Genomic DNA, 25,323 nt, shown 5'->3' with positions numbered 1-25,323 from the left:
ATCGCAACCAGCCGTCACACTTGTGGCCGTGGCGGGGGAAGCCCCCCAGGGAGCGGTGGGTTCTGGATAGGAGCAGTGGGTTCTGGATAGGAGCAGCAGGGGACGCGATCGTCAGCGGCGGGCCAGCCACACCGTGCGCTCGGTGCGCACGCTCAAGTCGGTCCGCCCGTGCAGCCCCGCGACAACCCGGTCCGCCCCCGGCACCGCTTCGCCCAACCGCCTCAGGCACATCTCGGCGTAGCGCACGACAGCGGCGTCCAGCGGCGGGTCCAGCGCGATCTCGAAGCGCCGCTTGACCACATCGGTGAAACCGGCCCGCGAGGCGAGCCGCCCCCAGTTCTCGTGCATGTGCATGCCGGCTTCGTGTCGCGCCTTGTCCGCCTGGGTGTGGGCCAGCGCCTCGACCTCCTCGTCGGGCGTGCCGGTCAGGAAGCGGGGCAGCGAGTCGAGTTCGGCGATCACGAGCAGGCCGCCGGGCCGGAGCGCGGCGTGGGCCGAGGTCAGCGCGAAGGCGGGATCGGCCATGTGGTGCATCGAGGACGCCGCCCAGATCACGTCGACCTCGCCCAGGTCGGGCCAGGGCTGGTCCAGGTCGGCTTCGACCGTGCGGATGCGGTCGCCCAGCCCGGCCTCCGCGGCGCGGGTGCGCAGGTAGGCGAGCATGTCGGGGGACATGTCGACCGCGGTGACGCGGGCGCCGGGCAGTTCGCGGGCCAGGGCCAGGGCGCCGGTGCCGCTGCCCGCGCCCAGGTCGACCACGTGCGGGCGCTCGGGGGCCTCGCGGCCGACCCAGGTGATCAGGTCGCGGTGGTAGTCGCTCAGGACCTCGGCGTCCAGGTCGAGCATTTCGATCAGGTGGTCGTGTGCCATGCCTCGAAGCTAGGGGCTGTTTGCGTCAAGCGCACGCAGCCTTGCTGAATCGGCAAGAACCGCCGGGATCAGACGGCCTCGCCGAGCTCGACCCGCGGCTTCGGCACCCGCATGCGGCGGAACGTCAGGCCCCGCATCACGCCGTAGATCTGCAGCGATCCGATCCGCTGGCCGGTCTTGGGGAAGCGCTCGTTGACCAGGCGCTTGACCTTGCGCGAGATCAGCACGCTGTCGACGATCACGCCGAGCGCCAGCATCAGCCACAGCAGGTTGCTGGCCAGCTGGACGGCGGGGATCTGCACCGTGGAGCCGATCAGCACGAGCAGCGCGCCGCCGAAGAAGTAGGTGCCGACCGTACGGCGGCTGTCGATGATGTCGCGGACCAGAGCACGCTCGGGGCCGCGGTCGCGGGCCAGCAGATAACGCTCGTCGCCGTTGCGCATGCCCGCGGAGGCCTCGGCCCGCTCGGCCCGCTGCCGCTCGCGCATTTGTTTGACCTGCTCGCGGCGGTTGGCCGGGGCGGGCTCGGCGCCGACGCGGCGGCCGGTCGTCACACGCTTGGGCGTGACGACGCCGAGCTCCTTCTTGCTGGGGGTGTAGCCCTTGGGGCGCGGCTCAGCCGGACTCACCACCTCCTCAACCTCGGGAGCGGCGGTGACATCGGACTGCTTGCGGCGAAAAAGCGAGGGCACGCTCAGAGAGTAGCCAAGCGGCGCGGTGTGATTCACACCGCGCCGCTGATAGTGATGAAACTGAAGAACTAGAGCCGCTCGACGTGGGCGCCGAGGGCGGCCAGCTTGCCCTCGAAGTCCTCGTAGCCGCGGTTGATCAGGTCGACGCCGTACACCCGGGAGGTGCCCTCGGCGGCCATCGCCGCGATCAGGTGGGCGAAGCCGGCGCGCAGGTCGGGGATCACCAGGTCGGCCGCGTGCAGCTTGGACGGGCCGGCGATGACCGCGGAGTGCTTGAAGTTGCGGCGGCCGAACCGGCACGGGGTGCCACCGAGGCAGTCCCGGTAGACCTGGATGGTGGCGCCCATCTGGTTGAGCGCGTCGGTGTAGCCCAGGCGCTGCTCGTACACGGTCTCGTGCATGATCGACAGGCCGCGGGCCTGGGTCAGCGCGACCACCAGCGGCTGCTGCCAGTCGGTCATGAAGCCGGGGTGCACGTCGGTCTCGAGCGCCACGGCCTGCAGCTCGTGGCCGGGGTGCCAGAACTTGATGCCGCCCTCGGCGCCGGTCACGCCCGGACGGGCCACCCTGTCGTCGGTGATCTGGAACTCGCCGCCGATCGACCGGAAGACGTTGAGGAACGTCATCATGTCGGCCTGACGGGCGCCGAGCACCTCGATCTCGCCCTTGGTCGCCAGCGCGGCGGCGGCCCAGCTGGCGGCCTCGATCCGGTCGGGGATGGGCTTGTGCTGGTAGCCGTACAGCCGGGGCACGCCCTGGATCTCGATGACCCGGTCGGTGTGGACGGTGATGATCGCGCCCATTTTCTGCAGCACGCAGATGAGGTCGATGATCTCCGGCTCGATGGCCGCGTTGCGCAGCTCGGTGACACCCTCGGCCCGTACGGCGGTCAGCAGCACCTGCTCGGTGGCGCCGACGCTGGGGTAGGGCAGTTCGAGCTTGGCGCCCTTGAGGCCGTGGGGCGCGCTCAGGTGCATGCCCTCGGGCGTCTTCTCGACCGCGGCGCCGAACTCGCGCAGCGCCTGGATGTGGAAGTCGATCGGGCGCGGGCCGATGTGGCAGCCGCCCAGGTCGGGGATGAACGCGTGCCCGAGGCGGTGCAGCAGCGGGCCGCAGAACAGGATCGGGATGCGGCTCGACCCCGCGTGCACGTTGATCTCGTCGGTGCTGGCGCTCTCGACGTTGGTCGGGTCCATGACGATCTCGCCGTCGTCGGCGCCGTCGCTGACCTTGACACCGTGCAGTTCGAGCAGGCCGCGGACGACCTCGACATCGCGGATGCGCGGGACGTCGAACAGGCGGCTCGGCGTCTCGCCCAGCAGGGCGGCCACCATCGCCTTGGACACGAGGTTCTTGGCGCCACGGACCCGGATCTGACCCTGCAGCGGCGTACCGCCGTGCACGACCAGGACGTCGTCGGTCAACGTAACCTCCAGCAGGCGGGCGTCAGGGGGCGCCCAAAGATGATCGAGGGGGCAGGACCGGGCTGGGGTACCCGTTTCTGCAACCGGGGAAGCATAGCGCTGAGTGACAAGGACGCCAGTCACACAACGCCTGTGGGCCCAGAAAACCCGACAGTTAAGACAACGGAAAGAAAGAAACGCGCCCAGCGGATCTTACTGACTACATTCCGTTACGGCAGGGCGAGCATCTGGTCGAGGGCGGCGCGCGCGTGGTGAGCCGTGTCCTCGTCCACCGTGATCACGTTCGGCACGCGGCCGGCCACCAGTTCCTCCAGCGCCCACACCAGGTGGGGGAGGTCGATACGATTCATGGTGGAGCAGTAGCAGACCGTACGGTCGAGGAACATGACCTGCTTGTCCGGGTGCGCCAGGGCCAGACGCCGTACGAGGTTGAGCTCGGTGCCCACCGCCCAGGCCGACCCGGCCGGCGCCGCTTCCAGTGCCTTGATGATGTACTCGGTCGAGCCCACCTGGTCGGCCGCCCGTACGACGTCGTGGCGGCACTCCGGGTGCACCAGCACGTTGACCCCGGGCACCCGCTCGCGCACCTCACGCACGCTGTCGAGGGTGAACCGGCCGTGCACCGAGCAGTGCCCCCGCCACAAAATCATCCGGGCGTCGCGCAGCTCGTCGTCCGTGAGGCCGCCGCCCGGCTTGTGCGGGTCGTAAAGGACGCAGTCGTCGAGGTCGAAACCCATCTCCAGCACGGCGGTGTTGCGCCCCAGGTGCTGGTCGGGCAGGAAGAACACCTTGCTGCCCTGCTCGAACGACCACGTCAGGGCGCGCTTGGCGTTCGACGACGTGCAGACCACGCCCTTGTTGCGCCCCACGAAGCCCTTGATGTCGGCCGACGAGTTCATGTACGTGACCGGGACGACGTCGCCGGCGATGCCCAGGTCGGTGAAGCGTTCCCACGCGGTCTCGACCTGACCCAGCACGGCCATGTCGGCCATCGAGCAGCCGGCCGCCAGGTCGGGCAGGATGACCTGCTGCGACGGAGTTGTCAGGATGTCGGCGCTCTCGGCCATGAAGTGCACGCCGCAGAACACGATGAACTCGGCGTCGGGCCGGGCCGCGGCCTGCTGGGCGAGCTTGAACGAGTCGCCTGTGACGTCCGCGAACTGGATGACCTCGTCGCGCTGATAGTGGTGGCCCAGCACGAACACTCGGTCACCCAGGGCGGCCTTGGCGGCGGTGGCCCGGGCGACCAGGCCGGGATCGCTGGGCGCGGGCAGATCACCCGGGCAGTCCACGCCGCGCTCGGAGGCGGGGTCGCTGCCCCGGCCCAGCAGGAGCAGGGCGGTGGCGGTGTTCGAGGGTTCGGTCCAGGTCGACGTCACACCGGCCATCGTCGCACAGCGCGGGAAGGGTGTCGGCGTAGCAAAAAACACAGTCTTCGGTCCGGTCACCGGCGGTGAGTGGGGTGGCGGACGTGGCCTGCCACACTCATACCGTGCGCGTACTGATCTGTCCGGACAAGTTCGCCGGCACCCTGTCCGCCCCCGAGGTCGCCGACGCTGTGATCGAGGGCTGGGGCAGGCCCGACGAACTGGTCAAGAGGCCGCTCTCCGACGGCGGCCCCGGGTTCGTCGAGGTGCTGGCGGGCGCGCTGCCGGGCCGCCGCGTCCCGGTGCCCACGGTCGACCCGCTCGGGCGTCCGGTCCAGGGCGAGATCCTGCTCTCCGGCCCCACGGCTTACATCGAGAGCGCGCACGCCTGCGGCCTGCACCTTTTGACCCCTCAGGAGCGAGACCCCAACAGCGCTTCCTCGTACGGGCTGGGCCTGCTGCTGATCGCGGCGGTCGAGGCGGGTGCGACCGAGGTGGTGATCGGGCTCGGCGGCTCGGCGGTCAACGACGCCGGGGCCGGGATGCTGGCCGCGCTCGGCGCCCCGCCGGTCGACATCGCCGGCTACGCCCTCCCGTACGGGGGCGCCTATCTCAACGCGGCCGCCTCACTCGGTGGCGTCCCCCGGTTGCGGCAGGTCAGCCTGATCGCCGCCACCGACGTCGACAACCCGCTGACCGGCCTGCAGGGGGCGAGCAACGTCTTCGGGCCGCAGAAGGGCGCGAGCCGTGAGGACGTCTATCGCCTCGACGCCGCCCTCGAGCAGTTCGCCGGCGTGCTGGAAAAGGCCTTCGGGGTCGAGGACCTGCAGCGGGTCCCCGGCGGCGGCGCGGCCGGCGGGATCGGCGCGGCCCTGATCGCCCTCGGCGGCCGCGTGGTCTCGGGCATCGGCCTGGTCAGCACGGCCATCGGTCTCGAGAAGGAGCTCGACGCGGCCGACCTGGTGATCACCGGAGAGGGATCTTTCGACCACCAGTCGCTGCGCGGCAAGGTGGTGGCCGGGATCGCGAACGCCGCCCGCGACCGGGGACTGCCCTGTGTCGTGCTCGCCGGGCGCAACGAGACGGGTTATCGCGAGGCCGCCGCGGCCGGTGTCACCGAGACGTATTCCCTGACCGAGCACTTCGGCAGCACGGAAATCGCGCTCGCCGAACCCGCCCGCGGGCTGCGTGAGCTGGCCGGACGCCTGAGCGAGCAATGGGGTCGCGGTTATTCCGGATAGCGGCGGCGGACGTCGGTGAGGAACAGGTGAACTGAGCCACCCCGATTGGGAATCCGCGGGAATGGGGCTAGCGTTGGCCAGTACGGCAGATCTGTCCGCACTTGCAGGGAGATAACGCAGTGACCACTGAATCGCACACCGAGTCGGCCGAGGCGACCGCCCCGACCACAGTCCTCCTGACCGACGTCGCCGCGGTGAAGGTCAAGGCCCTGATCGAGCAGGAAGGCCGCGACGACCTGCGCCTGCGTATCGCCGTTCAGCCCGGTGGGTGCTCCGGCCTGCGTTACCAGCTCTTCTTCGACGAGCGTTCGCTCGACGGTGACATCGTCAACGACTTCGGCGGTGTCGAGGTCGTGGTCGACCGCATGAGCGCCCCCTACCTGGCCGGCGCCACGATCGATTTCGCCGACCGGATCGACGCGCAGGGCTTCACGATCGACAACCCGAACGCGCAGAACTCCTGCGCCTGTGGCGACTCGTTCCACTGATCCACGCGTCACGGCAAGAACCGCACCGCAGGCCGCTCCGTTAACGGGGCGGCCTGCTGCGTGTAACCAGCCGGTAGGCTGCGTACGTAAGCCCCCTGTTCCCGAAAATCCCGAGGGCCCTCATGAAGATCGCCGTGACCGGTTCGATCGCCACCGACCACCTGATGCACTTCCCGGGACGGTTCGCCGACCAGCTCATCGCCGACCAGCTGCACAAGGTCTCCCTCTCGTTCCTCGTCGACGACCTGGTGGTCCGGCGCGGCGGCGTGGCCAGCAACATCTCGTTCGGCATGGGCAAGCTGGGCCTGCACCCGATCCTGGTCGGCGCGGTCGGCGCCGACTTCGCCGACTACCGGTCCTGGCTCGAGCGGCACGGCGTCGACTGCGACTCGGTGCACGTCAGCGAGGTCGCGCACACCGCGCGTTTCGTCTGCACCACCGACGACGACCTCAATCAGATCGCCTCGTTCTACGCAGGCGCGATGGCCGAGGCCCGCAACATCGAGCTGGCACCGGTCGAGCAGCGCGCGGGCGGCCTCGACCTCGTCCTGATCAGCGCGAACGACCCGGCCGCGATGATCCGCCACTCGCAGGAGTGCCGGGCCCGGGGCTTCAGGTTCGCCGCCGACCCGTCGCAGCAGCTCGCCCGCATGGACGGCAGCGACGTGCTCACCCTGATCAAGGGCGCCGACTACCTGCTGACCAACGAGTACGAGCGCTCACTGCTCGAGACCAAGGCCGGCCTCACCTCCGAGCAGGTCCTCGAGCAGGTCAAGATCCGGGTCACCACGCTCGGCAAGGACGGCGTCGAGATCACCGGCCGCGACATCGAGCGCATCCACGTGCCGGTCGCCCGCGACGTGCTGGCCGAGGACCCGACGGGTGTCGGCGACGGCTTCCGGGCCGGCTTCTTCAGCGCCGTCTCGTGGGGCCTCGGCCTCGAGCGGGCGGCCCAGGTCGGTTCGCTGGTGGCCGCGCTCGTGCTCGAGTCGGTCGGCCCGCAGGAATACGACGTCCGCGCCGAGGACTTCGCCAAGCGCTTCGCCGACTCCTACGGCGACACCGCGGCGGGCGAGATCAAGGCCCACCTTCCGGCCTGACCAGGCGCATGGTCTGATCGGGGCATGGTCTTAGCGGTCTTCGCCGGTCTGCCCGGTGTCGGAAAGAGCACGCTCGCCGCGCGGGTGGCCACGGGGCTGCCCGCGTGTGTGCTCGCGGTCGACACCGTCGACTTCGCGCTCCAGCGGTACGAGGTGTCCGAGCCCCGGCCCGGTTTCACCGCGTACGGGGTGGTGGCGGCGCTCGCCGGTGACCAGCTCGGCATGGGCCACCACGTGATCATCGACGCGGTGAGCCCGGTCAAGGCGGCCCGGCAGCTCTGGGTCGAGCTCGCCGAGCGGGCCGGGGTGCCGCTGCGGGTGGTCGAGGTGGTGTGCTCCGACGACGCCGAGCACCGCCGCCGCGTCGAGAAACGGTACGCCGCTCGTGATCACGACGGCGTGCCCGACTGGGTGCGGGTGCTCGAACGTCAGGCGGAGTACGAGCCGTACCTGGGTCCGCGCCTGGTCGTCGACACCAGCCTGGCCAAGGACCCGGTCGCCCCGGTCACCGGCTACCTGGTCAGCTGAGCCGGCGCACCTCGTACGCGTCCGGGGCGGGCGACCCCACGTACTCCTGCTTCTTCATGCGGCACCAGGCCGGGATGTCGTTCGCGGCGGCCGGGTCGTCGGCCAGCACCCGTACGACCTCGCCGACCGCGGCCCGGCCGATGTTCTGCGCCAGCCGGATCACCGGCAGCGGGCACTTCAGACCCCGGCAGTCCAGCTCGATCACATCCCCGCCTCCCGCCGGATGCCCTCGACCAGGCCCGGCAGCACGGCCAGGAACCGGTCGACGTCGGCCTCGGTGGTGCCGCGGTGCAGCGACACCCGTACGTTGCCGTGGCTGAGCACCCCCATCGCCTCGAGCACATGGCTGGGCCGCAGGGTCGACGCCGTGCACGACGAGCCCGACGAGACGGCGAAACCGGCCCTGTCCAGCGCGTGCAGCAGCGCCTCCCCGTCGACGTAGAGGCACGAGAACGTGACCAGGTGCGGCAGCCGCTGCTCCGGGTCGCCGACCACCTCGACGTCCGGCACCAGCTCGGGCACGCGCGCGCGGATGCGGTCGACCAGCGCGCTCACCCGTACGGCCTCGGTCTGTGCCTCTGCCAGCACGGCGCGAAGACTGGCCGCGGCGGCGACCACGGCGGGCAGGTCGACACTGCCGGGCGGCTGAGGGCGATAAAGATCATCCTGCGGGTACGGGGAGATCCAACGCACACCCTTGCGGACCACCAGCACACCCACTCCGGGCGGGCCGCCCCACTTGTGCGCGCTCGCGCTCAGCAACGACCAGCCCTGCGGTACGGGGACACGGCCCACCGACTGGGCGGCGTCGACGAAGAGCGGCACCCCGGCCTCGGAGCAGTAGCCGGCCGCCGCTGCGATCGGCTGCACCGTGCCCACCTCGTGGCTGGCGCTGATCAACGAGGCCAGCGCCACCCCGGGCGCGGACACGGCCCTGTCCCAGGCGTCCAGGTCGAGGCGGCCCAGGCGGTCGACCCCGACCTCGACCGCCTTGCCGCGGGCGGCCGCGTGCAGGACGGCGGAGTGCTCGATCGCCGAATGCACCAGCGTGTCGCCCTGACGGGCCCGGCCGGCGAGCGCCCCGAGCACCGCGGCCTGCGCGGCCGTCGAACCGGAGGACCAGAAGGACACTTCGTCGGGGCGTACGGCCAGCGCCTCGGCGAACGCAGCCCGGGCCGCGTCGGACAGCTGCCGGGCGCGCCGCCCGGCGGAATAGAGACGTGCGGGATCGGCCCAGCCGTCGGCCAGCGCGGCCAGCAAGGCCTCGCGGGCGACCGGATGCAGTGGACTCGCGGTCGCGGCGTCGAGGTAGGCCGCCGGACCAGCGGGATCGCCCATGTTTTCCACCCTGGGAACGGTATCGTCCGATTGTCGAGGGGTATACGCGCACGGTCGAAGATCGGACCCCCGCACAGGTGCGGCAGGGCCTGGTCGAGTAATGTGCGACCGTCGGTAACGCCTGGCCACTCGTGTCCGTTTCGGGCGGGAGGCGGCGCTGCTAAGGAGGCAAAAGCAGGTGAGCGCAAAGAGTTCGGCCGCGCGGTCGCGAGCTGCAGTCCGGATGGCCGGGCTGGGCTTCAGCGGGACGGCGCTGCTGATGCTGCTCTCGGGATGTTCCCTTGAGGGCGTCGGGGACGCCTTCGGCCACTTCGGATGGCCTGGCAAGGGCATCACGCTGCAGGCGCACAAGATGTACGACCTGTGGATCGCCTCGGTGATCGCGGCCCTGATCGTCGGCATCTTCGTGTGGGGCCTGATCTTCTGGTGCGTCATCCGGTACCGCAAGCGCGGCGACGAGCTGCCCGTGCAGACCCGGTTCAACATGCCGATGGAGGTCCTCTACACGGTCACCCCGGTGCTGATCGTGGCGATCCTCTTCTATTACACGGCCGTCGTGCAGACCGACGTGGACAAGCTCTCGAAAAACCCCGACCAGGTCGTCGAGGTCGTCGCGTTCAAGTGGAACTGGCAGTTCAACTACCGCGACGGCATGGGCGCCGAGGCCAACACGGTCGCCTCGACCGTCGGCTCGTCCGACGTCATCCCGATCCTGGTCCTCCCCACCAACGAGAAGATCCGGTTCGAGGAGACCAGCCGCGACGTCATCCACTCGTTCTGGGTCCCCGAGATCCTGTTCAAGCGGGACGTCTTCCCGGGCAACGTGCGCAACACCTTCGAGATCACCCTCGACAAGGAAGGCCGCTACGTCGGCCGCTGCGCCGAGCTCTGCGGCACGTACCACGCCTTCATGAACTTCGAGCTCGTGGCGGTGTCGTCCGAACGCTTCGACCAGTTCCTCGCGGCCAAGCGCGACGGCGCCTCCACGCAGGAAGCGATGGCGGCCATCGGCTTCACCGGCGACCAGGCGTACGCCACCACGACCGAGCCGTTCGACACGCGGCGCCAGAAGAACAGCTGGAACCAGCGCGGCGCCGTGGCGGCGCCGGCCGGTGCGGCCGTGACGGCCGGGAAGTAGGGACAGCGTGCGTACCGAATACAAGATCTTTGCCGGCGTCGCGGTCTTCCTCTTCGGCGCGGCGGTCGTCTACGGCTTCTACACCCACGGGGCCACCGGCCATCTGGAGTGGATCGGCACGGTCGCGCTGATCCTGTCCGGACTGCTCTGCTCGATGTGCGGCGGCTTCTTCTGGTTCGTGGCCCGGCGCATCGACCTGCGTCCGGAAGACCGCGAGGACGGCGAGATCGCCGAGGGCGCCGGCGAGATCGGCTTCTTCAGCCCGGGCAGCTACTGGCCGTTCGGCATCGCGCTGTCGGCTACGGTGGCGGGCCTCGGCCTGGTGTTCTGGATGTGGTGGCTGCTGGCGCTGGGCCTGATCATGGTGATCGTCGCGTCGTCCGCCATGATCTTCGAGTACTACACCGGCACCAGGCATCCCGCCGAGCACTGATTTAGCGTCAGTAAGGCCCGCGTCCCCTGGGGCGCGGGCCTTACTGTTTCTGGGGTTCGCGTCAGGCGGCGCGGCGTTGGTGGGGGACAGAGAGCTGCCTGGCGGGCCAGAGGTGGGCCACAACCGGGGTCACCACCTCGGCTGCGCCGCAGCGGCGGCAGACCAGCTCTTCCACCTGGCCGTCGGGCGCGGCCGGGACCTCGAACAGCATGTCGCTGCCGCAGATGACGCAGCGGGGTTCCTGATCGGACACGGGTGGCTCCTCTTCGCCGGAAGGTGGATTACCCGAAACTCCTTCCGACGCTGCCACGTAAATCCGGCATTTGGGCGTATTGCTCGCGGCGTGTCCGCTGTGAAATTGCTCGTACGCGGTTACTCCGCGGCCTTGGCCTTCTGCGCCGCGTCCACCCAGCGGGCCAGCTGAGCCGTTGCCGCGCCGGAGTCGATCGTTTCCTGGGCCCGGGCTATTCCGGCCCGCAGCGTGTCCCTCAGGTCGCCGGGGAAGCCCGCGTGCGCGGACAGCGCCGCCGCCGCGTTCAGCACGACAGCGTCCCGCACCGGGCCGGGCTCGCCGGCAAACGTCCGGTGCGCCACCTCGGCGTTGAAAGCAGTGTCCCCGCCCCGCAGGGCCCCCGGCTCGCTGCGCGGCAGGCCCAGCTCGACGGCGTCGATCACGTGTTCCGTGACCTGGCCGTCCTTGGCCTGCCAGAGGCGGGTCGGAGCCGAGGTGGTGAACTCGTCGAGGCCGTCCTCGCCGCGCATCACCAGGGCCGAGTCGCCACGCCGGGCGAAGACGGCCGCCATGACCGGCGCCATGCGCGGGTCGAAACAGCCGACGGCGGCCGCGGTCGGCCGGGCCGGGTTGGTCAGCGGGCCGAGCACGTTGAAGAAGGTGGGCACGCCCAGTTCGCGCCGGGTCACCGCGGCGTGCCGCATGCCGGGGTGGAAGCGGGCCGCGAAGCAGAAGCCCATGCCGGCGTCGGTCACCGTGCTCGCGACGCCCTCGGGGCCCAGGTCGAGCGGGATGCCGAAGTGCTCGAGCAGGTCGGCCGTGCCCGTGCTGGACGAGGCGGACCGGTTGCCGTGCTTGACCACTGTCACACCCGAGGCGGCTGTGATGATCGCCGCCATCGTGGAGATGTTGACGGTGTTGGCCCGGTCGCCGCCCGTCCCGACCACGTCGACAGCGTCGGTGCGTACGGGCTCCGGCAGCTCGACCAGGGTGGCGTTGGCCAGCATCGCCTCGACCAGGCCGGCCAGCTCGCCCGGGGTCTCACCCTTGGCGCGCAGCGCGATCGCGAAACCGGCGATCTGGGCCGGCGTGGCGTTGCCCGCCATGATCTCGCCCATGGCCCAGGCCGTGTCGGGGGTCCCGAGCTCTTCGCCCCGCAGCAGGGCGCTCGTCAGGTTCGGCCAGGTGCGTGCGCCCACGGCGGGGGCCCTTTCGTCTGTGGGGGATCTAACCGAGCGTGCCGAGCGTGCCCAGGGGGATCGCCCCGTTGCGGCGGGCGCGGAGCATCGCGGCGATCGTCCGGCCGGTCGTGACCGGGTCGAGCGGCGCGATCAGGGTCTGGTCGACCTGCGCGTACGCCGCGAGCCAGCGGTCGGCGGCGCGGGCCAGCACGACGCAGACGGGCGGGGGAGTGGCGTACTCGTCCTTGGTCTGCCGGGCGATGCCCAGGCCGCCGGCGGGCGCCGCCTCGCCGTCGAGCACCATCAGGTCGATCTCGTACTTGTCGAGCAGGTCGCGGCAGTCCTCCCAGGTGGAGGCATCGGCGAACTCGACCTTGAGGTCGGCGGCGGGTCGCACCCCGATCGCCATCCGGATGCGGTCGCGCACAGCGGCGTCGTCGCTGTACAGCAGGACCGTGTACTGAGTCGGTTCGTCGCTCATGGTGTGCCCCGGTTCGCGTCGTAGGTGCTCGCCGATCGTAACGGAACCGCTCAGGGGGTGTCGGACCCCGGGGTGTCGGCGGGGGCCCCGTTTGTGATCTTGGCAGCATCCCGCCGGGCGTCCTCCGCCTCCTGACGATCCAGCGCGCGGTCGATGCGCCGGGCCTCGCGCTCGGACTGGCGGACCCACTGCAGCACCAGGATGCCCAGCATGGTGACGCTGACGAGCTCGCCGCCGGCCCACAGGATGCCGCCGGCCGTGACCTGGTCGGCGGCCGGATCCAGCCAGCTCAGGCCCAGGTTCGGGTAGTAGTCGCCGGCCAGCAGCGTCTTGCTCTGCATGATCGTCAGACCGAGCACGGTGTGGAACGGCACCGACAGCACCATGAGCAGCGCGCGGCCGGGGTAGGGCCAGCGGCCGGGCAGCGGGTCCAGGCCCAGCAGCGGCCAGAAGAACAGGCAGCCGGTGACGATGAAGTGCACGTGGATGAACTCGTGCAGCCAGGAGTGCAGCAGTGTCTGCCGGTAGAGGTCGGTGAAGTAGAGGACGAACGGGTTGGCCACGAAGATTCCGAACGCGACCAGCGGAAACGTCAGGACCCGGGCGACCCGGCTGTGCACGACGGCGAGCAGCTTCCTGCGGGGCGAGGCGGGCAGCGTGCGCAGCGCCAGCGTCACCGGCGCGCCGAGCGCCAGGAAGATCGGGCCGACCATCGAGAGCACCATGTGCTGCACCATGTGCACCGAGATCAGCGTGGTGTCGTACGCCTCGATGCCGGTCACCGCGACGGCCGCGATCGAGCCGAGTCCACCGGCGACGAACGCCACCGTGCGGCCCACCGGCCAGGCGTCACCCCGCTGCCGCAGCCGGTGAACGCCGTAGCCGTACAACGCCGCCGCCACGAGCAGGAACAGCGCGATCAGGCTGCCCAGGTGGATCTCGGTGAAGATCACGCCCGGAGTGAACGGCGGAAGGACAGTATCCCCGCCGGAGGCGGCGAGTGTGGGCGTTTCGGCTAGGTGCACCACTCGAGGCTAGGCCTACCCGATCGGCGCCCGATGCGCCGGGCTGCAACTCGTGCGACGAATTCGACCCCCCGCAGCACGTTGGACTGATCGCGGGGCAATAATGAGCCCGTGACAGCGGCCTCAGCCATCGACAAGAGCAGGATCCACTCGCTGACGCGACCCAACATGGTGAGCGTCGGCACGATCGTGTGGCTCTCCAGCGAGCTCATGTTCTTCGCGGCCTTGTTCGCGATGTACTTCTCGATCCGCGCGGCGGACTACGAGATGTGGGAGCACCACACCCCGCACCTCGACCTGCCGTACGCGACGACGTTCACGGTGATCCTGGTTCTCTCCTCGGTCACGTGCCAGCTGGGCGTCTTCGCGGCGGAGAAGGGTGATGTGTTCGCGCTGCGGCGCTGGTTCACCATCACCTTCGTGATGGGCCTGATCTTCGTGCTCGGGCAGGCGAACGAGTACCGCACTCTCGTCAGCGAGGGCATCAAGCTCAACGGCGACGGGTACGGCTCGATGTTCTACCTGACCACCGGCTTCCACGGCCTGCACGTCACCGGCGGCCTGATCGCCTTCATCGTCTACATGATCCGCACGACGATGGGCAGGTTCACCCCGGCGCAGGCCACCTCGGCGATCGTGGTGTCGTACTACTGGCACTTCGTGGACATCGTGTGGATCGCGCTGTTCGCCATGATCTATTGGCTGCAGTAGAGCCGCACGCCCGTCCATGAGCTTCTGGTCAAAACGCAGAGGGATACAACCCATGACTTCAGACACCCCCGCCGGCCGGCGCCTCCGGGTGTTCTCCCGGCGGCGAGGCGCGCCGAGCAAGGCGCGGCGGCGTCTCGGGGCGGCCACCCGCATGGTCGCCGCGCTCGCGCTCGCCGGCGGCGTTTACACCGCGTTCGCGCCGGGCGCGTTCGCCGACGAACCGAGGCAGCTGTCCGCCACGGCTCAAGAGGGCAAGCAGCTCTACGACAACAGCTGCATCAGCTGCCACGGGCGCGACGGCCAGGGTGTCGACGACCGCGGGCCGAGCCTGATCGGCGTCGGCTCGGCGTCGGTCGAGTTCCAGGTGGGCACCGGCCGCATGCCGATGACCCGGCAGGAGGCTCAGGCCGAGGCAAAGAAGCCGCAGTTCGACAAGAACCAGACCAAGCAGCTCGGCCAGTACATCCAGGAGCTGGGCGGAGGCCCCCAGCTGCCCTCCGGTGAGCTGGTCGAGAGCCTGGAGGACAACCCCGAGGCGATCGCTCGCGGCGGCGAGCTGTTCCGGGTCAACTGCACCTCATGTCACAGCTTCGGCGGCGCCGGCGGCGCGCTCTCGTCGGGCAAGTTCGCCCCCGCGCTGCACGACGCGACCCCCGAGACGATCTACGCGGCGATGCTGACCGGCCCGCAGAACATGCCGGTGTTCGGTGACAACCAGCTCACGCCCGAAGAGAAGCGCGAGATCATCACCTACATCACCCTGCAGCTGCAGGAGGACAAGGACCCGGGCGGTCTGTTCAACCTGGGCCGTTACGGCCCGTCGACCGAGGGTATCGCGATCTTCCTCGTCGGCATCACGCTCCTGGTCTTCACGTCGCTGTGGATTGCGGGGAAGTCATGACCACGCTGCATCACGACTCGCCCGGCGCTGCCAAGCCGGTCGACGTCGACGACCCGAACCTCACACGCTTCGACATCGTCAAAGAGGGCCTGCGCCGCGACGAGATCGAGATCATCACGTACGAGTCGCAGTTCCAGGGCACGAACTCCAAGGCGGAGCGGCGGGTCGTCCGCAACATCGCCCTGCTGTTCATCGTGGCCGGCCTGGCCGCCCTGGCCTTCCTCGGCTTCTACATCTGGTGGCCGTGGCGGTTCGAGCTCGGCCACGGGTCGGCCGACTACTACACGCCGCTGCTCGGCATCACGCTGGGCGTCTCGCTGTTCGCCCTCGGTTTCGCGATCCTGGCCTGGGCCAAGAAGCTGCTGCCGCACGAGGTGTCGATCCAGGCCCGCCACGACGGCGGGTCGCCCACCGACGAGCAGAAGATCACCGGCCAGACGATGCTGTTCGTCGCCGACGAGCTGAACAACGGTGTCCAGCGCCGTCCGCTGCTCAAGGGCGCGATCGGCTTCGGCCTGGCCCCGATCGGCCTGGTCGCCGCGGCGCCGCTGATCGGCGGCCTGATCGAGAACCCGCACAAGGACGACCTGCCGATCATGTACACCACCGGGTTCAACCCCGGGATGAACGGCGGCAAGCCGGTGCGGCTGACCCGCGAGGACGGCACGCCGATCCGCCCCGAGGACGTCAGCACCGGCGGTCAGATGACGGTCTTCCCCGGCATCCCGCACGGCGCGACCAACGAGTACGCCGACTCGCCCACCCTTCTGATCCACCTGCGCTCCGACGACGCGGAGGCGACCCGCGAGGCCGCCAACGCCGACCCGCGCAACAGGGGGTCGATGTGGAACGACTACGTGGCGTACTCCAAGATCTGCACGCACGCCGGCTGCCCGGCCAGCCTGTACGAGCAGCAGACGAACCGCCTGCTGTGCCCCTGCCACCAGTCGCAGTTCCTCATCACCCGGAACGCCCAGCCGATCTTCGGTCCCGCTACGCGGCGGCTGCCGATGCTGCCGCTGGGGGTGGACGAGGAGGGCTTCTTCGTGGCAACGTCCGACTTCAAGGACACCGTCGGACCTGACTTCTGGGAGCGTCCGTGAAGCGCCGCAAAGTAGATCTGCAGCAGGCGCCCGTCACCGCGGCCAAGGGCGTTGACGAGCGGTTCCAGGCGGCGACCCCGCTCCGGGCCCTGCTCAACAAGGTTTTCCCCGACCACTGGTCGTTCCTGCTCGGTGAGATCGCGCTCTTCTCGTTCATCATCCTGTTGCTGACCGGCGTCTTCCTGACACTGTTCTACGACCCCTCGATGACCGAGACCGCTTACCAGGGCGCCTACCCGGCGCTGCGCGGCACGGAGATGTCCCAGGCGTACGCGTCGTCGCTGCACCTCTCGTTCGAGGTGCGCGGTGGTCTGTTCATGCGCCAGATGCACCACTGGGCGGCGCTGCTGTTCATGGCGGCAATCGTCGTGCACATGGCCCGCATCTTCTTCACCGGCGCCTACCGCAAGCCGCGCGAGGCGAACTGGGCCATCGGCGTGGCGCTGTTCCTCCTGGGCTTCCTGGCCGGCTTCACCGGTTACTCGCTCCCGGACGACGGCCTTTCCGGCACCGGCCTGCGTATCGCCTCCGCGATCATGCTCTCGATCCCGGTGGTCGGCACCTGGGTCTCGGCGTCGATCTTCGGCGGCGAGTTCCCCGGCCATCTGATCATGGGCCGCTTCTACATCGCGCACGTGCTGCTCATCCCGGGCGGCCTGCTCGCGTTGATCAGCGTCCACCTGGGCCTGGTCTTCAAGCAGAAGCACACCCAGTGGCCGGGTCCGATGCGCACCAACACCAACGTGGTCGGCGAGCGCATGTTCCCGCGGTACGCGCTCAAGCAGGGCGGCTTCTTCATGGCCGTCTTCGGCACGGTGGCGCTGATGGCGGGCCTGTTCCAGATCAACCCGATCTGGCTGTTCGGCCCGTACCGCGCGTCCGAGGTCTCCTCGGCGTCGCAGCCCGACTGGTACGTCATGTTCATGGACGGCTTGGTCCGGCTCATGCCGAACTGGCAGATCTACATCGGCGACTACAGCATCCCGCCGTTGTTCTGGCCCGCGGTGGTCGGCCTGGGCGCCCTCACCACGGTCCCGATGTTCTGGCCCTGGATCGAGGCGCGCAAGAGCGGCGACAAGCGGATCCACAACCTGCTGGAGCGCCCGCGCGACAACCCGGAGCGCGTCGGCATCGGCGCGATGGCGTTCACGTTCTTCGTCATCGCCACCCTGTCCGGCGCCAACGACGTCATCGCCGACAAGTTCCACATCAGCCTCAACGCGATGACCTGGGCCGGCCGTATCGGGCTGATCGTCCTGCCGCCGCTGGCGTACTTCATCTCGGTCCGCGTCTGCCTGGGTCTCCAGCAGCACGACCGTGAGGTGCTGGCGCACGGCGTCGAGACCGGCATCATCAAGCGCCTGCCGAACGGCCAGTTCGTCGAGGTGCACCAGCCGCTCGGCCCGGTCGACGACCACGGGCACCCGATCCCGCTGGAGTACGGCGGCTGGGTCGTCCCGAAGAAGATGAACCGTGTCGGCGCGCTGGCCCCGGCCGTGAAGGGCTTCTTCTACCCGGTCGAGAAGCCGGCCGAGGCGCCGGTCTCACCCGGCATGCCGCCGGTCAGCGGCGACGACCGCGAAGAGATCACGTCCGGCCGCAAGTAAGGCATCAGGAACGACACCGGAAGGGCCCGCTTCGGCGGGCCCTTTCCCGTATGCCGGATAGCATGGTCGCGACCATCCCGTCCTGCACCGCCGAGGAGCCCTCAGGTGAACACCGCGATCGTGCACATCGACTGCGCCACCGACTCGATCCCCGAGGTCGCCGAGGCCCTGGCCGCGCTCGACGGCGTCAGCGAGGTCTATTCGGTGGCCGGCAACGTCGACCTCATCGCGATCGTGCGGGTCGCCAAGTTCGACGACATCGCCGAGGTCATCGCGGGCAAGATTTCCAAGACGCCGGGCGTGCTGAACACCGAGTCGCACATCGCGTTCCGCGCCTACTCCAAGCACGACCTGGAGGACGCGTTCGCGATCGGCCTGCCCGACGCCGACTGAAGTTCAGGCCGGGGACGGCTCGGACCGGGCGACGCCGGGACCCGTACGGCTCAGTCCTGGCTGGGCTGAGATCGGGACGGCTCAGACCTGGACGGCTTAGTCCTGGCTGGGCTGAGACCTGGACGGGATCAGTCCTGGCTGGGCTCAGACCTGGACGGCTCAGACCTGGACGGTGACATCGCCCGGGGCGCGGATGCAGTCGGCAAGGCTCTCGCCGGCGGCTACCTCGGCGCCCGGCCAGACGACGCAGCGGGTGATCGTGCCGTGGACCCGGGCTCCGGCGCCGACCACGGAGCCGGTGACGGTCCCGGTGATCATGGCGGCGGGGTCGATCAGGTTGGCGCCGCCCGCGGCGTGCAGGTTGGCTCTCAGGTAGTCGGCCGGGGTGCCGGTGTCGATGTAGAGGCCGTCGTAGTTGACGAGCTCCAGCGCGCCCTCGGCCTCGGCGGGGCGCCACACCGTGCGTACGAGATTGCCGTGGCCGGTGGAAAGGGCGCGGACGTAGCGCCAGGGCAGCAGCGAGAACCCGGTGAAGCGGCGGCCGCTGAAGCCGCCGGTCGCGCCGGGCAGGTTGGGCTTGGTGAGCATCCGCACCGTGTCGCCCGACCAGCCGTCGAGCAGGGCCGCGATGTCCTTGCCGGGGTCACGGGCCGGATCGGCCAGATAGGCGTCGGCGTTGCCGACCAGAGCGCCGCGGCCGTCGGCCCACCCCTTGAGCCGGCCCACGCCCCCCGAGGTGCCCACCGGGCCGTCGGGCTCGACCGAAAGATGGGCGCGGTCGCCGACATGCCGTACGACCTGCTCGGCGAGGTAGGCCGCGTTGACCGCCACCGACTCGGGGCCGGTCAGGCCGAGTGCGTTCAGCCGGGCCAGCGCGCGGTCGAGCAGGGCCACGTTGCCGACGGGGCACAGCGCCTTGGGCAGCGTCTCGGTGAGCGGACGCAGCCGTTGGCCCTCACCGGCAGCGAGGACGACCCCGCAGACCTCGATCACGAGCGGCCGATGTCGTAGCGGGCCAGCAGCTGGGCGGTGTTGCGGGTGAGCCGGGGCAGATCGTCGACCGGGAACCAGCCGGCCTCGAGGATCTCGCCGCCGTCGACGCGAAGCTCGGTGGTGGACGCGGGAACAGAGCCGAACCAGACGGTGTCGACCACGCCGACCGGGTGGATGATCGCGTTCGGGTTGCCGGGGGTGAGCTCGGACGGGTCGAGGCGGACGCCGGTCTCTTCGAACAGCTCGCGGGCGGCGCCGACAGCCGGCGGCTCGTGCTTCTTGAGCAGGCCGGCCGGCAGGCTCCAGCCGTGCTTGGTCGGCTGGCGCAGCAACAGCAGCCGCGACGGCTCCGGCGTGTCAGCGTCACGGATCACCGCGACCGCGCCGACCAGGTACTTCGGGGCGACCAGGCGGGCGACCGCACGGCGTACAGGGCTCGGCATGCGATAGAACGTCTGATAGGCGTACGCCCGCACGCGCCGAGGAATACTCACGAACACAAGGCTATCGGTGCACCGGAAGCGCCCCGGAACGGGCTCAGTCGGGGTGGTCGACCAGGGCGATCAGCTGCTCGACGACCGTGTCGGGCTCGAGGGTGCGTTCGCAGACCGCGACCAGCATCGTCTCGAGGTCGGGATAGCCCAGTTCCTCGGCCAGGCGGCGCAGCGGCACCTCGCTGGCCAGGCCGCGGTCGTGCTTGCGCAGGGTCAGGCCGATCGTGGCGCGGCCCAGGCGCACCTTGTCGGCGATGCTGATGCCCGGCTCGTTCTTCTCGTCGAAGTACCGGTTGATCTGCAGCTGGGCCTGGCTCGATTTCACGAAGCCGAGCCACTCGCGGCGCGGGCCGCGAGGAGCGTTCGGCTCCACCTCCACATGATGATCGGTCTCGGAGAAGATCTCGACCACGTCGCCGTCGCGCAGCTGGGAGCTGAGCGGCGCGAGCCGGCCGTTGATGGTGGCCGCGAGGCACTGGTCGCCCGTCTGCGGGCCCAGCTCGTACGCCAGGTCGACCGGGGTGGAGCCGCTGGGCAGCTCGAACGCGTGCCCGTGGGCGAAGACGGTGATCTGGGCCTCGGCCAGATCGCAGCGCAGCGAGGCGAGGAACTGGGCGGCGTCGGTGGTGTCCTGCTGCCAGTCGAGCACCCGCTTGAGCCAGGTCAGCTGGTCGGCGCCCAGGGCCTCGGCGGTCTCCGCGTACTTCGGATAGCGATACGTCGTGGCGACGCCGTACTCCGAGTAGCGGTGCATCGCGCGGGTGCGGATCAGCACCTCGACCAGGCGCCCGTCGGGGCCGGTGACCGTGGTGTGCAGCGACCGGTAGAGGTTGTTCTTGGGGGAGGCGATGAAGTCCTTGAAGCGGCCGGCCACCGGGCGCCACTGGCCGTGGATCGCGCCGAGCGCGGCGTAACAGTCGGTCTCGGGGCCGTCGACCACCACCGCGATGCGGGGCAGGTCGAAGGGGACGGTGTGCCCGCCGGCCACGGTGTCCTTCCAGATCGAGTAGTAGTGCCGTGGCCGCGGGGTGACCTCGGCCGTCACCCGCTGGCGGCGCAGGGCTGTCCGCGCCTTGCCGCTGACGTCGTCGAGGTATTCCGACCAGCCGGGACGGTTGCGCACGTGCTCGTCGATCCGCGCGTACGACTCCGGCTCGAGGTGATAGAGCACCACGTCGTCGAGGTCACGCTTGAGCGCCTGGATGCCGAGCCGGTCGCAGAGCGGGACGAGCACGTCGAGTGTGGCCGTGGCGATGCGGGCGCGGGAGGCGGCGGAGCGGGCGTCGAGGGTGCGCATGTTGTGCAGCCGGTCGGCCAGCTTGATCACCAGGACGCGGACGTCCTTGCCGGCCGCGACGATCATCTTGCGGATCGTCTCGGCCTCGGCCGCCTTGCCGTAGAACGCCTTGTCGAACTTGGTCACGCCGTCGACCAGGTGGGTCACCTCGGGACCGAAGTCGCCGTGCAGCGCCTCGAGCGTGTAGCTCGTGTCCTCCACCGTGTCGTGCAGCAGGGCGGCGACCAGGGTGGTCGTGTCCATCCCGAGCTCGGCGCAGATCTGGGCGACAGCGAGAGGATGGGTGATGTAGGGATCGCCGGACTTGCGCATCTGGCCGCGGTGCATGTTTTCCGCGATCGCATAGCTGCGCCGCAGCACGCCCGCGTCGGCCGACGGATGCACGGCCCGGTGAGTGCGGGTGAGGACGGTGACGGGATCGTCGTCGTCGCCATTGAAGCTGAGGAACGAGCGCAGTCGCCGGGTGATCGACATGTCGCGCTGGGGAGTTGGCAGGGCACGTCCAAGGGCGGCGCCGTGGCCGGCGTCGACGTCCACTGGACACCCCCTCACCACAAGGGCCGCCAACTCACGCGCGGGGGAGCGCGGGAACCGAGGGCCAAATCGTCGTGAAGCCCCGCGAACCAGGCCGGAGAATTCACTTGCCTTACAGCCTAAGCGAGCGAGCGTCATCCGAACGGTCAGTTACGGATGAGCGAACGGCCGAGTCTTTGCCCGATGCTGCGGCTTCTGCCCGGTTGAGCAGGGCGGTGAACCGCGCCGCGCCACGAACCGGTGACACCCAGTCGCCGGAAGTTTCCACCAGCCGGGTGTCGGGCCGTTCGAGCCACGCCAGGATCCGCTCGGTCTCCTCGGCGGAGGCGGCCGGAACCGGTCCTGGTCCGGGTTGGACCGTCTCGGCCGTCAGGCGGACCGCGTCGAGGGTCGGGCGAGGATGTTCCCGCGGCGGGGAGGTGGCCGCCGCGGCCAGCCGGCCGTGCCGCACGACCGAGATCTCCCAGCCGCCGATAGTGTTCCGGCGGGCGGCGACAATCTCGGCCAGCCGGGTCAAAGCGGACAACCGCTGCATCCGTACGGTGGCCCGCAGCAGAGCGATGAGCCGCGAGCGCAGGACGGCCGCCTCCTCGTAGCGGCGCTTGCCGGACAGTGCCTCGATGCGATCCATCAGGGCGTCGACCACCTGGGACGGGTCACCGTGGATGGCACTGCGGAACGGCAGCGCCGCCGTGGCCGCGTACTCCTCCGGGGTGATCTTGTGTTCGCACGGGGCGGGGCAGCGGCCCAGCTCGGCCAGGGCGCACGCGGGTGTCGGGGTGCGCACCGAGAGCTTGTGGCCGCACTGACGCAGGGGGACGGCGTCGTAGACCCCGGCGGCGGCCAGCTCGGCCGTGCGGCGCGACGAGAACGGCCCCAGATAGGCCGCGCCGTCGTCGGCCAGCGAGCGGACCACTGACAACCGCGGGTAGGCCTCGGTGGTGAGCTTGAGCCAGACCACGCGCTCGGGATATTTCGAGCGGCGGTTGTACGGCGGGGAGTGCGCCGCGATCAGCCGCAGTTCCCGCACCTCGGCCTCGAGCGAGTGGGCGCACTCGACGGCCTCGACCCGGGTGGCCGCGCCCAGCATCTCGGAGATGCGCGCCCGTTTCTCACTGGCGGTGAAATAGCTGCGTACGCGGGTGGCGATGTCTTTGGACGTGCCGACGTAGAGGGCTCGGCCGTCGGCGGCGCGGAACACGTAGACCCCGGGCACGTGGGGCAGGCCGTCGGCGAGATGCCGCTGGCGGCGCTGGGTGGGCGTGACCGCCTTGGCGAACTCGATCGCGTCGCCCAGGGTGTGCACGCGGAAGCTGCCCAGCCGCTCGATCAGGCCGTGCAGCACGTCGACGGTGGCCCGGGCGTCGTCGAGCGCGCGGTGGGTGGGCTGCACGGCGGCGTGGAAGAACTGGGCCAGCGTGCCGAGCTTGCGGTTGGGCACCTCGTCGCGGGTCAGGGCGCGCCGGGCGACGGCGGCCGTGTCGAGCACCCGCGGGCTGGGCCAGGGATAGCCGTGGCGGGCGCAGGCGGCCTTGAGGAAACCCACGTCGTACGGCGCGTTGTGGGCCACCAGCACCGCGCCGCGCAGGAACTCGAGCAGGCTGGGCAGCACCGACTCGATCGGCGGGGCCGGGGCCAGCATCGCCTCGGTGATGCCGGTCAGCACGGTGATGAACGGCGGAAGCCGCTCGCCCGGGTTGACCAGGGTCGCGAAGACGCCCAGCTCGACCCCGCCGCGCACCTTGACCGCGCCGATCTCGGTGATGCCCGCGCCGTCGGCCGCGCCGCCGGTCGTCTCGAGATCGAGCACCACGAAAGTGGTGTCGGCCAGGGAAAGCGCCGCCGGCTCGACCGAGCCGTCGGCGCTGAGAAGGGTGTCCAGGGTGCCCTGGACATAAGCCGGTTGTGCCACGGCGGGGACACTAGAGAGGGGGTACGACATTAATCCCTGGGGTCCTCTTGAAAAGATCACTTGCTTCGACAAGCTTTTCCGCAGTCGGCGGTGGGAGAATGGGTAGATGTCAGAGCTCCCGACGTCCGGCGACCGCCCCGAGGAGGAGGCGGCTGTCCAGGATGCGGAGTTCGCCCCGGAACCGGTGTTGCCCGAGCCGGTCCGTCAGCGGGTGACCGTTCTCGCGGCCGCCGCCCTGCCCAGCCTGCCCGCCGACGAGATGCCGGTGCAGATGCGCCGGGTCGCCCGTTTCGCCCCCAACCGCCGCGCCCGGCTCGGCGGACGCGAGATCGCCGCCCAGCTCGCCGCCGACCCGCTGTTCCGCCAGCGGATCAGCGGCCGGGTCGTGACGGACGCCGGCGACCTCGGCAGCGCGATCGTCGCGGGTGTGGCGCCCGGCGCGGCCGACCCGGTCGAGGTGGCCGCGCTGGCCTACCTCGCCCGCCCCGACGGCTGGCGCGACCTGATCGAGGAAGCCGGCCACGCCGTGCAGGCCGAGGCCGACAGCGCCGCGGTCGCCAACCAGCTGCGGGACGCCGAGCAGCGGGCGGCGCGGGCCGAGCACGACCGCGCGGTGGCCAAGGTCGAGGCGGACAAGCTCCGCGACGAGCTGGCCCGGGTCCGTGAGGAACTCGGTCAGGTGCGGGAGGAGGCGCGGGCCAACGGCAAGGCGCTGCGCGAGGCCCAGGCCGCCCAGAAACGCGCGAGCGACCTGCTGGCCACCGAGAAGGGGCGCGCGGCCCGGATCGCGGCCGACCACGATGCCGAGGTCCGGCGCCTCAAGACCAGGCTGGCCGAGGCCGAGGCGCTCGCGGCCACCGGCAAGGCGGCCGCCAAGGAGGCTCGCGCCGCCGACGACGCCCGGCTCTGGCTGCTGATCGAGACCATCGGCCAGGCCGCCTCCGGGCTGCGGCGTGAGCTCGCGCTCAACCCGTCCGACAAGATGCCGGCCGACTTCGTGGCCGACGCCGTGGCCGACCGCCCCGGCTCGCCCGAGCGGTCGCGGGCCCGCGCGCAGGACACGGACGACCCCGGCCGGCTCGATCAGCTGCTCGCCCTGCCCCGGGCCCACCTGATCGTCGACGGTTACAACGTGACCAAGCGCGGGTTCGCCGAGATGTCCCTCGAACAGCAGCGCAAACGCCTGATCACCGGGCTCGGCGGCATCGCGGCCCAGACCGGCGACGAGGTGACCGTGGTCTTCGACGGCGCCGAGCGGGTGCACGGCCTGCCGCCGGCGCCGCGCGGGGTGCGGGTGCTGTTCTCGCGCAAGGGCGACACCGCCGACGAGCTGATCCGGCAGCTGGTGCGGGGCGAGCCGGCGGGCCGGCCGATCGTGGTCATCTCGTCCGACCGCGAGGTCGCCGACGGTGTACGCCGGCACGGGGCCTACCCGATGGGTGCGGACTCTCTGCTACGTCGGCTCTCCCGCTCCTGACCTGCGGTAACAGGTTTTTGTCATACCCCCGCCCTACCGTTGTGGTCACCGATGGTGGTCGGTCCGCGACGGTTGCTTCCCCCGTTGACGTCGCGCCGCCACCCGGGGAGGAGGAGTGATGATCATCGACTGCGGTCGTTGCGACCGGAGCGTGCGGCAGTGCCGCGAGTGTGTCGTCGGCGCGTTGCTGACCACACCCGACGGCATCGGCGACCTGACTCCGGGCGAGCTGCGGGCGGTCGAGGTGTTCGAGCTGGCCGGCTTCGAGGTCGAGCTGCTCGAGACGCCCGAGCCGCCGGTGGTCGTCCCGATGTATCGGCGAGGTCGTCACGTGGCGTGATCGCGACTCTCTAGGATGGGCGG

27 protein-coding genes are annotated in these 25,323 nt (G+C 70.2%); 13 read left to right on the top strand and 14 right to left on the bottom strand.

The annotated features are described in order from the left end of the window. Positions 1 to 111 precede the first annotated feature (111 nt). The 4 genes from C8E87_RS07320 to nadA all read right to left on the bottom strand — a co-directional run bounded on the left by C8E87_RS07320 (position 112) and on the right by nadA (position 4,365). Positions 112 to 870 (bottom strand): class I SAM-dependent methyltransferase, encoded by a 759-nt coding sequence (locus C8E87_RS07320; protein ID WP_133872378.1) that lies wholly within the window; start codon positions 868 to 870, stop codon positions 112 to 114. 68 nt (positions 871 to 938) lie between these two features. Then, positions 939 to 1,562, bottom strand: coding sequence for a DUF3043 domain-containing protein (locus C8E87_RS07315; RefSeq protein WP_133872377.1), 624 nt, complete (start codon positions 1,560 to 1,562; stop codon positions 939 to 941). Positions 1,563 to 1,630: 68 nt separating this feature from the next. Further along, the gene (gene murA / locus C8E87_RS07310; protein ID WP_133872376.1) at positions 1,631 to 2,986 is read right to left on the bottom strand and encodes a UDP-N-acetylglucosamine 1-carboxyvinyltransferase; all 1,356 of its coding nucleotides are present in this window, start codon (positions 2,984 to 2,986) and stop codon (positions 1,631 to 1,633) included. Positions 2,987 to 3,195: 209 nt separating this feature from the next. After that, positions 3,196 to 4,365 (bottom strand): quinolinate synthase NadA, encoded by a 1,170-nt coding sequence (gene nadA / locus C8E87_RS07305; protein WP_203720926.1) that lies wholly within the window; start codon positions 4,363 to 4,365, stop codon positions 3,196 to 3,198. Positions 4,366 to 4,478: 113 nt separating this feature from the next. Here nadA and C8E87_RS07300 point away from each other — a divergent pair, with 113 nt between their 5' ends. The 4 genes from C8E87_RS07300 to C8E87_RS07285 all read left to right on the top strand — a co-directional run bounded on the left by C8E87_RS07300 (position 4,479) and on the right by C8E87_RS07285 (position 7,710). Next, positions 4,479 to 5,594, top strand: coding sequence for a glycerate kinase family protein (locus C8E87_RS07300; protein ID WP_133872374.1), 1,116 nt, complete (start codon positions 4,479 to 4,481; stop codon positions 5,592 to 5,594). 119 nt (positions 5,595 to 5,713) lie between these two features. After that, positions 5,714 to 6,082, top strand: coding sequence for an iron-sulfur cluster insertion protein ErpA (gene erpA, locus C8E87_RS07295; protein WP_133872373.1), 369 nt, complete (start codon positions 5,714 to 5,716; stop codon positions 6,080 to 6,082). Between the two features lie 122 nt (positions 6,083 to 6,204). Beyond that, positions 6,205 to 7,182 carry a carbohydrate kinase family protein gene (locus tag C8E87_RS07290; protein ID WP_133872372.1) on the top strand — a complete coding sequence of 326 codons (978 nt, stop codon included), beginning with the start codon at positions 6,205 to 6,207 and terminating at the stop codon, positions 7,180 to 7,182. Between the two features lie 24 nt (positions 7,183 to 7,206). Then, positions 7,207 to 7,710, top strand: a complete 504-nt coding sequence (locus tag C8E87_RS07285) for a P-loop nucleotide/nucleoside kinase family protein (RefSeq protein WP_133872371.1) — start codon at positions 7,207 to 7,209, stop codon at positions 7,708 to 7,710. Here C8E87_RS07285 and C8E87_RS07280 read toward each other — a convergent pair. Further along, complete coding sequence (locus C8E87_RS07280) at positions 7,703 to 7,915, bottom strand: sulfurtransferase TusA family protein (RefSeq protein ID WP_133872370.1); 213 nt, start codon at positions 7,913 to 7,915, stop codon at positions 7,703 to 7,705. The genes C8E87_RS07285 and C8E87_RS07280 overlap by 8 nt on opposite strands. Then, positions 7,912 to 9,048 carry a cysteine desulfurase family protein gene (locus C8E87_RS07275; RefSeq protein WP_133872369.1) on the bottom strand — a complete coding sequence of 379 codons (1,137 nt, stop codon included), beginning with the start codon at positions 9,046 to 9,048 and terminating at the stop codon, positions 7,912 to 7,914. Before C8E87_RS07275 ends, C8E87_RS07280 begins: the two co-directional genes overlap by 4 nt. 223 nt (positions 9,049 to 9,271) lie before the next feature. On the opposite strand from C8E87_RS07275, the gene ctaC reads away from it, so the two are divergent. Then, on the top strand, positions 9,272 to 10,186 hold the full coding sequence (ctaC, locus tag C8E87_RS07270; RefSeq protein ID WP_133876680.1) for an aa3-type cytochrome oxidase subunit II: 915 nt from the start codon (positions 9,272 to 9,274) through the stop codon (positions 10,184 to 10,186). Between the two features lie 7 nt (positions 10,187 to 10,193). After that, complete coding sequence (locus tag C8E87_RS07265; protein ID WP_133872368.1) at positions 10,194 to 10,619, top strand: cytochrome c oxidase subunit 4; 426 nt, start codon at positions 10,194 to 10,196, stop codon at positions 10,617 to 10,619. A gap of 61 nt (positions 10,620 to 10,680) precedes the next feature. Here the strand turns inward: C8E87_RS07265 and C8E87_RS07260 are convergent, their stop codons facing one another. The 4 genes from C8E87_RS07260 to C8E87_RS07245 form a co-directional block, all read right to left on the bottom strand. Next, the gene (locus tag C8E87_RS07260; RefSeq protein ID WP_133872367.1) at positions 10,681 to 10,872 is read right to left on the bottom strand and encodes a hypothetical protein; all 192 of its coding nucleotides are present in this window, start codon (positions 10,870 to 10,872) and stop codon (positions 10,681 to 10,683) included. A gap of 119 nt (positions 10,873 to 10,991) precedes the next feature. After that, positions 10,992 to 12,050: an anthranilate phosphoribosyltransferase gene (gene trpD, locus C8E87_RS07255; RefSeq protein WP_133872366.1), complete on the bottom strand. Its 1,059-nt coding sequence runs from the start codon at positions 12,048 to 12,050 to the stop codon at positions 10,992 to 10,994. Positions 12,051 to 12,078: 28 nt separating this feature from the next. Beyond that, positions 12,079 to 12,513: a hypothetical protein gene (locus tag C8E87_RS07250; protein ID WP_133872365.1), complete on the bottom strand. Its 435-nt coding sequence runs from the start codon at positions 12,511 to 12,513 to the stop codon at positions 12,079 to 12,081. A gap of 50 nt (positions 12,514 to 12,563) precedes the next feature. After that, entirely contained in the window at positions 12,564 to 13,541 is a 978-nt protein-coding gene (locus C8E87_RS07245) for a cytochrome c oxidase assembly protein (protein ID WP_133872364.1), read from the bottom strand. A 108-nt stretch (positions 13,542 to 13,649) separates the two neighbouring features. Here C8E87_RS07245 and ctaE point away from each other — a divergent pair, with 108 nt between their 5' ends. The 5 genes from ctaE to C8E87_RS07220 all read left to right on the top strand — a co-directional run bounded on the left by ctaE (position 13,650) and on the right by C8E87_RS07220 (position 18,253). After that, complete coding sequence (ctaE, locus tag C8E87_RS07240) at positions 13,650 to 14,249, top strand: aa3-type cytochrome oxidase subunit III (protein ID WP_133872363.1); 600 nt, start codon at positions 13,650 to 13,652, stop codon at positions 14,247 to 14,249. Between the two features lie 52 nt (positions 14,250 to 14,301). Beyond that, positions 14,302 to 15,150, top strand: a complete 849-nt coding sequence (gene qcrC, locus C8E87_RS07235) for a cytochrome bc1 complex diheme cytochrome c subunit (RefSeq protein WP_133872362.1) — start codon at positions 14,302 to 14,304, stop codon at positions 15,148 to 15,150. Further along, entirely contained in the window at positions 15,147 to 16,253 is a 1,107-nt protein-coding gene (gene qcrA / locus C8E87_RS07230; RefSeq protein ID WP_133872361.1) for a cytochrome bc1 complex Rieske iron-sulfur subunit, read from the top strand. The genes qcrC and qcrA overlap by 4 nt, the downstream gene beginning before the upstream one ends. Continuing rightward, a complete protein-coding gene (gene qcrB / locus C8E87_RS07225) occupies positions 16,250 to 17,860 on the top strand; it encodes a cytochrome bc1 complex cytochrome b subunit (RefSeq protein ID WP_133872360.1) in 1,611 nt (536 codons plus the stop codon). Before qcrA ends, qcrB begins: the two co-directional genes overlap by 4 nt. Positions 17,861 to 17,965: 105 nt before the next feature. Further along, positions 17,966 to 18,253 (top strand): Lrp/AsnC family transcriptional regulator, encoded by a 288-nt coding sequence (locus C8E87_RS07220; RefSeq protein WP_133872359.1) that lies wholly within the window; start codon positions 17,966 to 17,968, stop codon positions 18,251 to 18,253. Between the two features lie 159 nt (positions 18,254 to 18,412). On the opposite strand, the gene C8E87_RS07215 is transcribed toward C8E87_RS07220, so the two are convergent. The 4 genes from C8E87_RS07215 to C8E87_RS07200 form a co-directional block, all read right to left on the bottom strand. After that, on the bottom strand, positions 18,413 to 19,246 hold the full coding sequence (locus tag C8E87_RS07215; RefSeq protein WP_133872358.1) for a sugar phosphate nucleotidyltransferase: 834 nt from the start codon (positions 19,244 to 19,246) through the stop codon (positions 18,413 to 18,415). Then, positions 19,243 to 19,689, bottom strand: a complete 447-nt coding sequence (locus C8E87_RS07210; protein WP_133876679.1) for an NUDIX hydrolase — start codon at positions 19,687 to 19,689, stop codon at positions 19,243 to 19,245. Before C8E87_RS07210 ends, C8E87_RS07215 begins: the two co-directional genes overlap by 4 nt. A gap of 94 nt (positions 19,690 to 19,783) precedes the next feature. Further along, positions 19,784 to 21,574 carry a RelA/SpoT family protein gene (locus C8E87_RS07205; protein ID WP_133872357.1) on the bottom strand — a complete coding sequence of 597 codons (1,791 nt, stop codon included), beginning with the start codon at positions 21,572 to 21,574 and terminating at the stop codon, positions 19,784 to 19,786. 109 nt (positions 21,575 to 21,683) lie between these two features. Beyond that, positions 21,684 to 23,483 (bottom strand): DEDD exonuclease domain-containing protein, encoded by a 1,800-nt coding sequence (locus C8E87_RS07200; protein WP_133872356.1) that lies wholly within the window; start codon positions 23,481 to 23,483, stop codon positions 21,684 to 21,686. Positions 23,484 to 23,589: 106 nt separating this feature from the next. Here C8E87_RS07200 and C8E87_RS07195 point away from each other — a divergent pair, with 106 nt between their 5' ends. Further along, positions 23,590 to 24,960: an NYN domain-containing protein gene (locus C8E87_RS07195; RefSeq protein ID WP_133872355.1), complete on the top strand. Its 1,371-nt coding sequence runs from the start codon at positions 23,590 to 23,592 to the stop codon at positions 24,958 to 24,960. Between the two features lie 118 nt (positions 24,961 to 25,078). Then, on the top strand, positions 25,079 to 25,300 hold the full coding sequence (locus C8E87_RS07190) for a hypothetical protein (RefSeq protein WP_133872354.1): 222 nt from the start codon (positions 25,079 to 25,081) through the stop codon (positions 25,298 to 25,300). Positions 25,301 to 25,323 lie beyond the last annotated feature (23 nt).

The organism is Paractinoplanes brasiliensis (genome assembly GCF_004362215.1).
Taxonomy (GTDB): domain Bacteria; phylum Actinomycetota; class Actinomycetes; order Mycobacteriales; family Micromonosporaceae; genus Actinoplanes; species Actinoplanes brasiliensis.
Note: the sequence above shows the minus strand (reverse complement) of the source record. Positions and strands in the feature narration are given on the sequence as shown.

Excerpts from the sequence above, each read along its gene's own strand:
- qcrA (WP_133872361.1), top strand. The coding sequence starts at position 15,147 with ATGACCACGCTGCATCACGACTCGCCCGGCGCTGCCAAGCCGGTCGAC.
- C8E87_RS07285 (WP_133872371.1), top strand. The coding sequence starts at position 7,207 with ATGGTCTTAGCGGTCTTCGCCGGTCTGCCCGGTGTCGGAAAGAGCACG.
- C8E87_RS07190 (WP_133872354.1), top strand. The coding sequence starts at position 25,079 with ATGATCATCGACTGCGGTCGTTGCGACCGGAGCGTGCGGCAGTGCCGC.
- C8E87_RS07210 (WP_133876679.1), bottom strand. The coding sequence starts at position 19,689 with ATGCCGAGCCCTGTACGCCGTGCGGTCGCCCGCCTGGTCGCCCCGAAG.
- C8E87_RS07320 (WP_133872378.1), bottom strand. The coding sequence starts at position 870 with ATGGCACACGACCACCTGATCGAAATGCTCGACCTGGACGCCGAGGTC.
- qcrC (WP_133872362.1), top strand. The coding sequence starts at position 14,302 with ATGACTTCAGACACCCCCGCCGGCCGGCGCCTCCGGGTGTTCTCCCGG.
- ctaC (WP_133876680.1), top strand. The coding sequence starts at position 9,272 with ATGGCCGGGCTGGGCTTCAGCGGGACGGCGCTGCTGATGCTGCTCTCG.
- C8E87_RS07250 (WP_133872365.1), bottom strand. The coding sequence starts at position 12,513 with ATGAGCGACGAACCGACTCAGTACACGGTCCTGCTGTACAGCGACGAC.
- C8E87_RS07195 (WP_133872355.1), top strand. The coding sequence starts at position 23,590 with ATGTCAGAGCTCCCGACGTCCGGCGACCGCCCCGAGGAGGAGGCGGCT.
- C8E87_RS07275 (WP_133872369.1), bottom strand. The coding sequence starts at position 9,048 with ATGGGCGATCCCGCTGGTCCGGCGGCCTACCTCGACGCCGCGACCGCG.
- C8E87_RS07290 (WP_133872372.1), top strand. The coding sequence starts at position 6,205 with ATGAAGATCGCCGTGACCGGTTCGATCGCCACCGACCACCTGATGCAC.